This window comes from Psychrobacter sp. (genome assembly GCF_041554015.1).
Lineage (GTDB): Bacteria > Pseudomonadota > Gammaproteobacteria > Pseudomonadales > Moraxellaceae > Psychrobacter.
Map to the genome: position 1 here is coordinate 11690 of NZ_JBFFMS010000003.1, position 14159 is coordinate 25848.

Below are 14159 nucleotides of genomic sequence, written 5' to 3' on the forward strand. Positions count from 1 at the left end.
AGCGAGCTTAACCCAAAAGCTAAACCCGCCATCCATCAGAAATTCTATTTAAAGAATTTCTCTTGCGAACCTAAAATTGACATGCAATTTTTTAACGGTTCTCACCTTAAATCTTACAAGCCCCGCCAGCACAATCATCTTCCATATCCGCCTGCGCATCGTTCGCACCATCACGGGTGTTATGGTAATACAACGTCTTCACGCCAAGCTTATACGCGTTTAGCAAGTCTTTTAGCAATATCTTCATCGGTACACGGCCACCTTCATAACGAACAGGATCGTAGTTGGTATTGGCAGAGATACTTTGATCGACGAATTTTTGCATGACAGCGACCAGCTTGATATAGCCATCATTGTTCGGCATTTGCCACAGTAGCTCGTACTGACCTTTTAACTTATCAATCTCAGGCACCACTTGCTTGAGGATACCGTCTTTTGACGCTTTGATAGACACCAGACCACGTGGCGGCTCGATACCATTGGTGGCATTAGCGATCTGACTAGAGGTCTCAGACGGCATCAAGGCGGTTAGGGTAGAGTTGCGTAGACCGTGCGTGGTGATTTCAGTGCGTAGCGTCTCCCAATCAAGATGTAGCGGCTCTTGGCAGATTTTATCCAAGTCTTTTTTGTACGTATCAATCGGCAATATACCTTGCGAGTAGGTAGTCTCATTGAACGCAGGGCATGCGCCTTGCTCTTTTGCCAATTTGTTTGACGCTTTTAAGAGATAGTATTGTAGCGCTTCAAAGGTTTGATGGGTCAGACCTAATGCGCTGTCGTCTGAATAGCGCACGCCATTTTTCGCAAGGTAATAGGCATAGTTAATCACGCCTACGCCTAGTGTACGGCGACGCATACTGCCGTTTTCAGCGGCTTTTACCGGATAGTCTTGATAGTCGAGCAGGGCATCAAGCGCACGCACGATTAGCTCAGCTGGCTCTTCGATATCGCTGACGTTTTCAACTTTACCTAAGTTGACCGCTGATAGGGTACAAAGGGCAATTTCGCCTTCTTCGTCATTGATGTTCTCAAGTGGCTTGGTCGGTAGCGCGATTTCCATACAAAGGTTTGACTGGCGAATCGGGGCAACCGTCGCGTCAAATGGGCTATGGGTGTTGCAATGGTCGACGTTTTGGATATAGATACGACCGGTGCTGGCGCGCTCTTGCATCATTAGGCTGAACAAATCTGCCGCTGGAATTTGACGACTACGAATGCTTGGGTCATTTTCGTATTTGGTATAGAGCGCTTCAAAGGTGTCTTGATCTTCAAAAAATGCATCGTATAGACCCGGTGTGTCGCTTGGTGAAAATAGCGAGATATCTTGACCCTTAATCAGACGCGTATACATGGTTTTATTTAACTGAACACCGTAGTCCATATGACGGACACGGTTATCTTCAACACCGCGATTGTTTTTGAGTACCAATAATGACTCAACTTCTAAATGCCATAATGGGTAAAATAACGTTGCTGCACCGCCGCGGACGCCGCCTTGTGAACAGCATTTAACGGCAGTTTGGAACAATTTATAGAACGGGATACAGCCAGTATGCTGCGCTTCGCCGCCACGGATAGGGCTACCAAGGGCGCGGATACGACCAGCATTGATGCCGATACCAGCGCGCTGTGACACATAGCGTACGATGGCGCTGGTGGTGGCGTTAATAGAGTCTAGGCTATCACCACATTCGATCAAGACGCACGAGCTAAACTGGCGCGATGGCGTGCGCACACCTGACATGATAGGCGTCGGTAGTGAGATCTTGAACTCTGAGGTCGCATCATAGAAGCGTTTGACGTAGTTTAGACGCTCGGCTTTATCATAGCTTGCGAACAAACACATACCGACCAGCATATATAAGAACTGCGGGCTCTCAAACACAGTCTTGGTGACACGATCTTGTACAAGGTATTTACCCGCCATTTGCTCAACGGCAGCATAAGCAAGGTTCATATCGCGCCAATGATCAAGATATTCTTCTAATTCATCAAACTCGGCACGGCTATAGTCAGCTAGGATATGCTCATCATATTTACCAGCCTCAGTCAGCTTTTTGACATGGTTATAGAGGTGCGGCGGGGTGAATTTGTTATACGCAATTTTACGCAAATGGAAGATGGCCAAACGTGCCGCCAAATACTGATAGTCAGGTGTCTCTTCAGAGATAAGGTCAGCTGCTGACTTGATGATGGTTTCGTGAATATCACGGGTTTTGATGCCTTCATAAAACTGAATGTGCGACTTTAGCTCCACTTGTGATACCGACACATTATCTAAACCGTGAGCTGCCCACTCAATAACCTTGTGAATCTTATCTAACTCTATAAGCTCTAAACGTCCATCACGTTTGGTTACTTGGATTTTATCGATATGTGTCATGCTGACCTCGTAAGTTGATTGCTTGGTAATCATTTAATTATTTAATGACTTATCGTGATGCTGCGCGCTATAAAACCGGCAAACATTCTTTATAACGCTATATATACTCATAAGAGTGTGTTTTTTAAGGCAAAAGCTTGCCTAGGCTCATAGTGATGGGTGAAATCACTGAGCACTACATATAGCGTTTTTATTAGTAAGTGGACACAATATAGCGGGAAAATTTTGAAAATGCTATATTGATTTTAGCGGCAAACTATGTTGCTGAGGACTTATCAGTTGCCCAACTTTGGGCAAAGGACGATGGCATAAGGGTTAGACGCAAATGAGCCTCATAATAAAAGTTTTGTAAAAATCTACTCATACTTTGATTTTCATTCTCTCGTAAATTGTTGACTAATATACGTGGTCATGGCAAGCAGAATGCGGGCGCAGATTGTACACCAAATCATAAAAAATCGCCACCCAAATGAGTGACGATTGTCATTATCTTACGCGAATATACGCTCATAAGAGTAGGGCTTGCAAGGTGGCATCGAGATGTTGCCAACCTGCTGATAAGTTACATCACAATGCGCACGGTTTTAGCAGCATCAAGTGCGGCATATAGAATATTTACTTGCTCAGCAGTCGTTAAGTATAAGTTCACCCGTATAGAATGGAAGCGCCCGGTTTTTGATGGTTTGACTTGCATAGATGCTAAGTCAAAATCAGGAAACTGGCTGCCCAAAATGAGTTTGACTTCGTTTAATAACGTCTCATGCTCACCTTCATTGCCGATGATACTCATCGGGTAGTTCATCGGGAAATCCCACAATTCAGGATTTTGAATGTCGGTCTTTTTGCCTTTGATTTTATCATTGTCCAACGATATTTGAGAAACGTTGACCTCTTTTTTAGTCGTTTGCTCTTGCTTGTTGCTACGTTGGTTTGTGCTATTTGAATTGTTAATCTGATCAGTGGTGTTTTTTGGATCATCAGTCATGATGTTGTCCTTATTTTTTCGAAAATATGAGCTTATGGATTATGCAGGTTAGCGCTTTATTCGCCATTTATAAGGACACTCATCATGTTATTCAAGAGTTGCCCAGTAATAACTCCTATTAAAATCGCTATTTTTTATAACCGCACACTGCCACATAATCACCGCGATCATAACCTTCGATGACCTCTTGTACTTTGTCATTGGCATACATAGGATGGGTCAATAAAGTTTGCGCGTATTCAAAATCGACAAAGCCATTGGCTTGCATCAAAGCGATTTTTTCGTCAGAGGTACGCCAGTTTGCTGACTTAACCAGCTCAATAGGATAAGGGTCAGCAGGGGAGATGTGTTCGAGTAGTGGATGTTCCCACGTATCTACCGCGCTGGCCAAATTGTATAAGCTGGCAAATCCGCTTTCTTTTGGCACATCAATCAGGATAAGCTTGCCGCCAGTTTTTAGGGCATCAAATGCCTTTTTAATACAGATATCCAAATCGCTGATATAGCTGACACTGCCATTAAACATAATGATATCAAATTTATTAGGCTCAATCTCGCAGGTTTCAGCAGGGCTGATATCTACTTGCAAGCCGCGCTTTTCAGCGACTTCAGCCATGTCTTTTGATGGCTCGATACCATGCGTGATATGAATGCCGTAATCTTTGGCTAATAATGATTCGAAAAGACCGCTACCACAGCCGATAGACAATATCTCGCTATCTTTATCTAAGAAATGGGCGACCAGCTTTAGCTCACTGGTCAGTAGGTTTTTATTGTCAAAAAACCAGCTGTCGTACGCGCTTGCGTGTTCATCGAATGCTGCCATGATGTTTCTCCTTAGGTATATCTATTATTATATTCAGGATTAAGTCGAATTTTACTTATAAGAAATATGAGCTAAAAAAGTATTTGCTATAAAAATAGGGGCTATGACAAATCTAACGCCTGCTGCCAAAAATTCACTTCCATACGTGCGGCATTGTTAAATAACCGCTGGAACTTGTCTGCTTGAGCAGGGCTGGCTTCGGCTAACAGCGTATTAATCTGTGCTTCGTTTTGCGCGGTAATTACTTGAAACTCCTCACTAGAAAACACATCAATCCATGGTTGATAAGGGTTGCCTGTGATGAAACCCTCATCTTTGATACGTTTACCAATTTCCCCATAGCCCATTAAGCAAGGCGCAATCGCTGCATAAAGCTCAGCCAACGAGCCTGACATAGCAGCGTCTAATATATAGCGGCTATAGGCGATGGTTACGGCAGATTCAGGAGAGTTTTCTACTTGTGCAAGTGGTATATTCCACTGACGGCAGAAATCCAAATACATGGCGATTTCCATATCGAGCATGGCATTAATACCTGCTTGACCGACGCGCATTTGTGCCAGCGTGTCACTCTTATATACGCTCAGCGCCATTACGCGGGTATATTGAATTAAGTATAAATAGTCTTGCACAAGATAGTGACGAAAGCTGTCAGCGGCAAGCGTGCCAGCGGTCAGCTGCTTGACAAAATCATGCTGAATATAATCATCCCATGTGGGGCAATTGTGACGTAGCGTTTGGTAATCCATAGTTTTCACTTACTTTCATAAAACGCGAGCAAGCAAATGGCAGAAAACGAGAAGAGATAGGGCACAAAAAATTTGCCAGTCTAATTTAAATAGATTGGCAAAATATGAAGTAAATGTGACTTATCTATCGACACGCTTGTTTCCTACGTCAGTGCTAACTGCATCAGGTTCGCGGGTAACTCTCAGCCATGATTTTGATTGTAGTTAAAGCGTTAAAAATCAGAGCACCCCGACAAGGTTTGTTTTTTAATAATAAATATAAAATTCAGATATAGTCAGTTCAAAATAAAAGCGATACGCTATAGCTATGTGCGACTGGTATAAATTTTCCTTGCTTGCTGTTATCACAGAGGCGACGAAAAATTCATCCCAGTCGCACTGTATCGATTTTAAAATTGTATCGACTTTAAAGTAATTCTAATATAGCTTTGAGCTACTGTTTAATTAGTTCGTGTTTAAGCATAGTTTACAAGCAGCATTTCAAAATAGCTTAATAAGATCAGCCCTATGATAGGCGAACTCAGCCATCATTAGCAAGTGATGTCCAAACAACCATCAATAAAGGCGACCTACATTGAAAAATCTATTTTTTAGTAAGCTGTTCAATAGCAGTATGGTAGAGCATCAACATGGCTTTAAAACGGCGATCATATAAGCCTTCTGCATATAGCAGCTCTACACTTAAGCTATCGACCACGCCCAGATAAGCATCGGTATACAGCTCTAGCTGCTCAGAGTCGAGCTGATAAGGCTGTAGAGCCAGCTGTATGTGCTCAGTCAACACCTTTATATAGACATTAAAAGTCGCCGCGCTGGTATCGGTCAAATGCACAGGTGCGGCATAGGCCATGCGAATTAAAAACCGTAAGGTAATCGCGCTTTCATAACGCGCTTCAAAAGCATGGCAATACGCCTCACCGGGAGCAGAAAATTCATTAGTTGTAGCAAAGCATGACTTAATAAATGTACATTCTGACTCGAGCGCATCTTTCAGTAATTCTAAAAATATCGCTTCTTTGCTGGCAAAATGCGTATAGAGGGAGGCTTTGCGGATGCCCACAGCCTTGGCAATATCACTGAGTGATGCGCCCTCATAGCCGTGCATAAAGAAAGGCTCAAACGCGGCATCAATAATACGTTGCTTAGCGATTGAGCGTGGTTTATGACTTTGCATAGGCCTCCTCTAATGATGGTGTGGCGGCAGTGTTATAAGGTTTTAAGCTTCTAGAACCGAGATAGACCAGTATCAAAATAATCGGTCCCATGGCACCTAGCAAGATTAACCAGTATAAGGTGTTTATTTCGACCAATTGTCCAGCGATGGGTGTGGCAGTAGATGAGAGTAACATAGGAATGGCGCCCAATAAAGCTGCGCTTGAACCTAAAGCGCTGCGCTGCGAGTCCATTGCAATCGCCATCAACGTCGCTTCTAATACGCCAAGACCAAATAGTCCCAAGGCAATGCCAGTGACAATACCGACCAAACCCATCGATAGCAGATAAGCGACAATGCAGATGGCACTACCAAGCATCATGACACCGGCGCCAATTAAAGCCAAATGTGATGCTGATATTTTTTTGACCAAATAAGCGGTGGAAGATGCACCTAAAATCAGACTGATACTGGTCAAGCCAAAGACAAAACCAAATTGCTCTAGGCTAAGACCGTAGTCGGTTTGATAAACATAAGCAGAACCACCGATGTAGGCAAACAAAAAGAAATACACCGCAGATAGCGCAAATAGGTTAAAAACAAAGGTTTTGTTCTTTAATATACCGACATAGATGCCGGTAATGTTTTTTATATTTAATTGAATGCGCTCGTCTTTCGGCAAGGTTTCTTTGATATTCAACAGCGTATTAATCAGCACGATGATACCTAACGCCGCCAAAACAAACATGACGCCGCGCCAACCATAATGCGCACCGACGATACCACCGATTGCTGGAGCGACGATTGGACCTAATGCCACAATGGTATTTAATAAAGCATAAATTTGTGCCGCTTTTGATCCATCGACTAAGTCGCGCACCATACTCATCACCACCACGATAGCCATAGAGGCGCCAAGACCTTGCAAGATACGAGCAAAAATTAGGCTTTCAATACTTTGTGACCACATCGCCCACACGGAAGCACCAATATATGCCAGCAAGCCTGCAAATAATGGTGCTATTCGCCCTATGGCATCAGATACTGGACCAAATATCAGCTGTCCCAAACCCATAAAGATAAGAAAGACGGTCAACGTGATTTGTGTGGTGGCGTAGGAGGTATTGAGGTCTGTTGCCATATTTGGCATTGAGGCCAAGTACATATCAATCGCTGCAGGGCCAAGCGCCACAATGATGGCAAGAGAGATGACGGTTTTGATACTGATGTGTTTTACATTGGTTTGCTTATTCATAAGAGTGCGCTATTTATCTATTTAATTTTTTAACTACCGAACGGTAGGTAGTTATACTCGCTATTTTAAATAAAGGCAATGTTTTTATGAATTAATTGCTTATGTCATGCTATAGCGGCTCTATATTTAATAAATATAGTCAAAATATCCTAAAACGCTACGGTATTGCTGATATCAATTTTTTATAGCCTCTGTCTGCGCAGGCACAGCAAGTAAGAAAAATTGATATCAGCAGTGCGTGATGTATCGGTATTACTTTTCACTGACTATAAAAGCTAATAGCCATCAAATAACAGGCACAAAAAAGCTGAGACATGCTCAGCTTTTTTGGTTTGTCATTAAGAACGTCGGTATATGTTTAGCACCTACTAGTTAAATTAGTCATTTTCAAGGAATGAGCGCAGATGCTCAGAGCGTGAAGGATGACGGAGTTTACGCAGTGCTTTTGCTTCAATCTGACGGATACGCTCACGTGTCACATCAAACTGCTTACCAACTTCCTCTAAGGTATGATCGGTTGGCATATCGATACCAAAACGCATTTTTAGCACGCGTGCTTCACGCTCAGTCAAGTTGCCTAGCACATCACGCGTCGCTTCACGTAGACCCGCTGCTGTCGCATCGTCAACAGGGCTTGAAATCGTCCCATCTTCAATGAAGTCGCCTAGGTGCGAGTCTTCATCATCACCGATTGGGGTTTCCATCGAGATAGGCTCTTTGGCGATTTTTAGCACTTTACGGACTTTGGTTTCGTCCATCTCTAAGCGTTCGCCTAACTCTTCAGGCGTCGGCTCGCGCCCCATTTCTTGCAATAGCTGGCGAGAAACGCGGTTGATTTTATTGATCGTCTCAATCATATGCACAGGGATACGAATGGTACGCGCCTGATCTGCGATAGAGCGGGTAATCGCCTGACGAATCCACCAAGTAGCATAGGTTGAGAACTTGTAACCGCGGCGATATTCAAATTTATCGACCGCTTTCATTAGACCAATATTACCTTCTTGAATCAAATCCAAGAATTGTAGACCACGGTTGGTGTATTTCTTAGCGATTGAGATAACCAGACGTAAGTTGGCTTCAACCATCTCTTTTTTGGCACGGCGGGCTTTGGCTTCACCAACGGCCATACGGCGTGCCACATCTTTCATATCGTGGATTTCCATCTCAAGCTTATGCTCGTAATCACGGATAGCACGTTGTAAAAGAATCACATCGTCGGCGACTTTTTCTAGTGTACCGGCAAAAGCAGGCTTACCTTTGATACGCTCAATCAACCAATCAACGTTGGTTTCATTGCTTGGGAAGGTCTTACGGAACTCTTCACGCGGCATACGACCACGGCGAATCACCAAACGCATGATTTGACGCTCATGCTTACGCACGTCATCATAGACATCATGCATGATGGCCATCACTTGGTCAGACAGGCGGTTATTGAGCTTTAGCATCATAAAGCGGCTAGCCAGTTCTTCATAAGCTGCGTTGGCCTGCGCACTACCGCGACCATAGTCGAGCAAGGCTTGCTTGGCTTTGATAAATAAGTGCTCGATCTCTTCTAGGCGCAGGCGCACCTCTTCTGGATCGATACCGCTGGTTTCTTCTTCAGCGTCCTCTTCGACTTCTACTTCGTCCTCGTCGTCATCATCCTCATCAAGCGCAGATTTCACTTTAAGTTTTTCTTTGATGATCGGTGGGTTTTCTTTTTCTTCTTTTATGCGCTCGCGCTCTTCTTTTGCTGCGTCTTTGGCTTCTTGAGCGGCGATTTTGTCTTCTTCGGTTTCAGGATCTAAGAAACCTGTGATGACGTCAGACAGTTTTTTCTCGCCGTCTTGGACTTTTTGGTACTCGTCAAGGACGAACTGTACCGTACCCGGCCAGTAAGACATGGCATGCTGTACGTCACGAATACCTTCTTCGATACGCTTGGCAATGGCAATCTCGCCTTCACGGGTCAATAGATCAACCGTACCCATCTCACGCATATACATACGCACAGGGTCAGTGGTGCGACCAGGCTCAGTCTCAACAGAGGCGAGTACTGCTGCGGCCTCATCGGCTGCCATGTCATCATCACTTGAATCGTCGTTCATCAAGATGTCATCGGCATCAGGCGCAGATTCAAAGATTTTGATGCCAACGTCGGTTAGCATTTGTACAATATCTTCGATCTGATCGCTTTCGGTAATAGAGTCGGGCAGTTGGTCATTCACCTCAGCATAGGTCAAATACCCTTGCTCTTTACCCATTTGGATTAAGGTGGCCAGTTGAGATGTGGACTTAGAAACTGACTTATCGTTCATAAATACTCGCTTACTTGCATCGGACATTTTTATATTGTGACTGGCTATCGCTCGCTGGGTGCGTTGATCTTATCAATCGATTGATCAAAATATGGCGTAAAGGTAGTCAATAATATCAAAAATGAGTGGATATGAATAAAGGCTCAAAATACTACAATTACAATGCTATAAAACCGCTAACGCTCAACCATTTTTAAAAGGCTAGTACCTAAAAATAGATGTTCTAAAATGCGATTTAACGATAACATTTAAAAATTTATACCTAAAACTGTGCTCAATCATACGGGCGTATCATCATTTTGTCGTTATTCATTAAGCCATGCTATAAATAGTTAGCGACATAGTTTAACACAGACCAGTGTATTCAAGCACGAGGTAGTGATATCTACCCACTGTTTTTTACGGATTATTTAACAGCTATACTCCGTTAAATATGGTTTTAATAACGGCCTGTTCTAATAAACTAAGACAACAGGGCATAATCATTAATAGTGGGGACAATGTCGACCCTTTTAAAGGGCCGCTGTTTTATAAATACAATCTAATCACCATATTAAGATTTAACCGTTGCCATCTGTGCCGATTGCTCGGCTTGCTGCGCGCGTAGCCAGTCATTTAATAACTGGGATTGTTTACGGACAATCGCCAGTTTTATATTGTCGGGATTTTTAACCAAATCTTGGATTTTTTTCTTCATATGACGTTCAATTAACTGGCTGACCAATTCTTCAACCAAACCATCGAGGCTTAAGATATTGCGCGTGGTAAGGGCTTTATAAAAACCACCCCAATCACGACTAAGCGTCTCTTGGGTACTGGGTTTGACATTGGATAAGATAAAGTGCGCCGCTGCATTGGCATCTTTTGGCAAATAATTTAGGCAGCGCTTAATATTGCTAACGACATCGAGTAGCGCAGCATCCTGCATATCCTCCCAAGCAAGCGGGCGTAAAATGTCAGCCGAGGCTTTCTGTTTAATATGCGCCGGTAGCTGTAAGTCATTGATACCAGCCTGCTGCCAAATGACTTCAATAGGGTCATCAATTAAAGCACGCGGTTGAAAGACAAAGCACAGCTGCAATTGCTGACTGATGGTCATCTCACCATCAAAATCTAGCAGCGCATCCCTTGCCTCTTTATTTTGATTGCGTTTGCCGCCTAGCTTTTGATAGATATCATTGTTTAGTAGATAGCGAAAGCTACTGCCTTTTGGCAAAGCGGTGGTCAAGGCACGCACTTGCGACATAAGCTTGGCTTTGCCCTCTACCAAGGTCAAATCATAACGCTCGCTTAAATAAGCAAAGATATACTGTGATAGCGGCATGGCATTGGTGATTTGCTCACGCATGGCATCCGCGCCCTGACTTTTTATAAAGGTGTCGGGATCATGATTATTGGGTAAGGTTAAAAACCGCAGCTCTTTGTCATCACTGAGCACTGGTAGCGCCACCTCAAGGGTGCGCCAAGCGGCTTTTTGTCCGGCGCTGTCGCCATCAAAGCTTAACGTCAAAGTAGGATTTAACGTCAGTAAGCGTGAGATTTGGCTCTCATTGATCGCCGTGCCCATGGAAGCAATAGCACCATAGATACCGGCTTGATATAGGGCAATGACATCCATATAGCCTTCAACCACTAGCCAGTCATTTGCACGTTTTTGGCGTGATTCATAATAACCATAGAGTACATGCTGCTTATGAAAGACGGGCGAGTCGGAGGAGTTGATATATTTGGGCTTGACCTCATCATCAAGCGCCCGACCACCAAACCCAATGGTGCGCCCTTGGTTGTCGCGAATGGGAAAAATAACCCGATCACGAAGTAGGTCATAATCACGTCCGGATTCCGACTTACGTACTAAGCCAAGCGCTTTGAGACCTTCGATATCTTGTGGGAATTGATGCTCAAGATGTTGCCAGCCAAAGGGCGCATAGCCCAAGCCAAAAGTCTCAAAGATATCCTCTGTGATACCGCGCGATAAAAAATAATGCTTGGCATGCGGATGGATCGTGAGATTGTGCTGATAAAACTGCTGGATCTGCTCTAATAGCTCATATAAGTTGCCATCTTTATCAGAGAGACTATTGTCATTGTAGAGAGCGGTATCATCTCCAGATAACCATGCAGGTGGATAGCTATCATCGTCTTGGTATTCTGCGTCATAACTCTCTGCTGCATAAGGCAAAGAATCATAGGCATCCAGATCTAGAGGCGGGTAGTTTTCATAGCTGCTATCGCTATAGTCTAGTGTCACGTGCGCTGATGGCGTATCAGTCGATGATTGTACAGGACTAACAGACTTATTTGGTACTTGCGCGACTGCTACTGCTACTGGCTGTACCGTTGGCGGTTTTTTGCTACGCTGATAGCTGACGTTTTGCTGCTCTTCTTTTGGTACCTCAATGCCTGTCTGCTTTGACAGCTCATTGACCGCTTCGATAAAGGTGAGATTTTCATAATCACGTAAGAAACTGATGGCATTACCGCCAACACTACAGCCAAAGCAGTGGTAGATGTTTTTTTGTGGATTGACATAAAAAGACGGTGATTTTTCACCATGAAAAGGGCAACAGCCTTTATACTCACTACCAGCACGTTTAAGCGTAGTATGACGCCCAATGATACTGACTAAATCAGCTTGGCTATTTAATTGTTCAAGGATGTGATTTGGGATACTCATGCGAAAAACAGTTTACCATAGGTACAGTATTGTTGATGCTCAAAATAATGCAAAAACCAAAACAGAAAAAATAAGGCCAACCCTATCGTTGACCTTATTTTTAGTTGACGTCTGACATCTGACGTCTTACGTTTGAAGCCATAACAGCATGACTGATTAAAGCGCATAAGCGCTGTTAATCAATTATACCAAGATACGATTAATTGCTATCGGTCATATCGGTGCTGTCATTTTCAACCGCCCCTAAACGGACACGACGATTGTCATCAGTTAGGCGCAGCGGAGCAGTGCTGCTTGGGGCTGCTGTATTTGCAGCATTCGTAGAGTTTGTAGCATTGTCACTTGGCAATCTCAATTGATTGGCGTTACGAATGACTTGAGTTTTGGTCGCACCGCTATAGTTGGCAGTGGAAACTGAAGTGTCTTTATCAAAACGACTCAGCTGCCCAAAAGTCAATTTGTTTACTAAAGAGCGCTCACGTTTGGTATTGAGCTTCACACGTCCATCAGCGTTTAGCATGTTTGGATAGTTTATTTGCAATAGGGTTTTATACTCTTTTGCCAAATCAGTTAGACCCAATTTTTCATGGCTATAAGCAAGGACGGCAATCGCATCTGGCACAGATTCGCTAAGCGGATAATATTGGAAAACCCATTTGGCACGATTGACCGCTGCCACATAGGCTTCACGCTCAATATACCAGTTGGCGGCGCTCATCTCACTTTCTGCAAACTGATTATAAATAAAAGTCATGCGCTGAGCGGCATCAGGTGCATAAGGGCTGTTTGGGTATTTGTTCAACAGCTCTTGGAAATTGGCAAAAGCAATACGGTAGTAGGCAGTATCGCGCTCCGCTTGGTTCAGTTTAAACAGTTTTAGACCTTCAGAGGAGCCTTGCATATTGGCAACGCCGCGCACATAGTAAGCGTAGCTGACCTGTGGGTTCGATGGGTACAGACGAATGAACTGCTCAGCACTGGCAGCCGCAGTTTCATATTTGCCACTGGCATACTGTGCATACATCATATCGAGCAGTGCTTGTTCTGCATACTGCCCAGTCGGATAAAAGGTACGCAAGTTGGTTAAATCTTCGATTGCTTGGGTATAGCGACCTTTATCAATCTGAGCAATTGCGTCATTATAATACGCTTGCTCTGACTTCTCAGCAGTGACAACCGCATCCACGTCTTTACCGCCGGTAAGGTTTTTAAAGGTTTGACAACCCACTAAGTTGACACTTAGGGCAAGTAAGGTGATTGAGGACAGTTTGATAAACGTATTGCCAACAGCTTGCATACTTCTTCTCCGACACAAGACGCATAATAGCAGCGACGCTATCATACTATTTAGTAGATTGATGATAAAAACGATGCTCAGTGCATCAGTAATGGTCTATCATTTTACATGCCAATCACTGAGCATGTGTATTATCGTAAAAACCGGGTGGTACATAATAGTGTTTTAAGGTAGTAAAAAATTGCTTTGTAAAATGCCACCCAATAGGATGTGCAGCAAATGTAACGCTGTTATAAAATCTTCAATAGCGGCACAATGCCATAGCATACAGCAAAACATGGCTTACTTTATAGAATAACATTTGCTGCGTCTATTTTTTCGTACGCTATTTTGTAGTTAGGCACATCGTATGCTTATTCTATAAGGCATTTTTGTTCAGTGATACCTTAGATATATAATCGTTATATAGCAGTCTTATCAAGATTTGCGTCCGCTAGTTTAGCATGAGCGGCTGTAGCGAGCGATATTCAATAGTGCCGACAGTGATAAATATACAGTAAATTACAGCCAAGTTATATTTTAGAGAGCTAA

The 14159-nt window shown here is 43.5% G+C and carries 9 protein-coding genes and 1 riboswitch; all 9 genes read right to left on the bottom strand.

Going from position 1 to position 14159, the window contains the following annotated elements; translation table 11 throughout:
- Positions 1 to 106 precede the first annotated feature (106 nt).
- Entirely contained in the window at positions 107 to 2383 is a 2277-nt protein-coding gene (nrdA, locus tag ABYU67_RS01815) for a class 1a ribonucleoside-diphosphate reductase subunit alpha (RefSeq protein WP_372843304.1), read from the bottom strand.
- A gap of 562 nt (positions 2384 to 2945) precedes the next feature.
- Positions 2946 to 3251 carry a YbeD family protein gene (locus ABYU67_RS01820; protein ID WP_372843386.1) on the bottom strand — a complete coding sequence of 102 codons (306 nt, stop codon included), beginning with the start codon at positions 3249 to 3251 and terminating at the stop codon, positions 2946 to 2948.
- A 244-nt stretch (positions 3252 to 3495) separates the two neighbouring features.
- Positions 3496 to 4194 carry a class I SAM-dependent methyltransferase gene (locus ABYU67_RS01825; protein WP_372843305.1) on the bottom strand — a complete coding sequence of 233 codons (699 nt, stop codon included), beginning with the start codon at positions 4192 to 4194 and terminating at the stop codon, positions 3496 to 3498.
- Positions 4195 to 4295: 101 nt separating this feature from the next.
- Positions 4296 to 4943, bottom strand: coding sequence for a thiaminase II (tenA, locus tag ABYU67_RS01830; protein WP_372843306.1), 648 nt, complete (start codon positions 4941 to 4943; stop codon positions 4296 to 4298).
- Positions 4944 to 5066: 123 nt separating this feature from the next.
- Positions 5067 to 5185, bottom strand: a riboswitch (TPP riboswitch).
- Between the two features lie 341 nt (positions 5186 to 5526).
- A complete protein-coding gene (locus ABYU67_RS01835; RefSeq protein WP_372843307.1) occupies positions 5527 to 6117 on the bottom strand; it encodes a TetR/AcrR family transcriptional regulator in 591 nt (196 codons plus the stop codon).
- Positions 6104 to 7351, bottom strand: a complete 1248-nt coding sequence (locus tag ABYU67_RS01840) for a multidrug effflux MFS transporter (RefSeq protein ID WP_372843309.1) — start codon at positions 7349 to 7351, stop codon at positions 6104 to 6106. The genes ABYU67_RS01835 and ABYU67_RS01840 overlap by 14 nt, the downstream gene beginning before the upstream one ends.
- Before the next feature lie 377 nt (positions 7352 to 7728).
- Complete coding sequence (rpoD, locus tag ABYU67_RS01845; protein ID WP_372843310.1) at positions 7729 to 9654, bottom strand: RNA polymerase sigma factor RpoD; 1926 nt, start codon at positions 9652 to 9654, stop codon at positions 7729 to 7731.
- A gap of 553 nt (positions 9655 to 10207) precedes the next feature.
- Complete coding sequence (locus ABYU67_RS01850; RefSeq protein ID WP_372843311.1) at positions 10208 to 12331, bottom strand: DNA primase; 2124 nt, start codon at positions 12329 to 12331, stop codon at positions 10208 to 10210.
- A gap of 199 nt (positions 12332 to 12530) precedes the next feature.
- The gene (locus tag ABYU67_RS01855) at positions 12531 to 13628 is read right to left on the bottom strand and encodes an outer membrane protein assembly factor BamD (RefSeq protein ID WP_372843312.1); all 1098 of its coding nucleotides are present in this window, start codon (positions 13626 to 13628) and stop codon (positions 12531 to 12533) included.
- Positions 13629 to 14159: the final 531 nt, after the last annotated feature.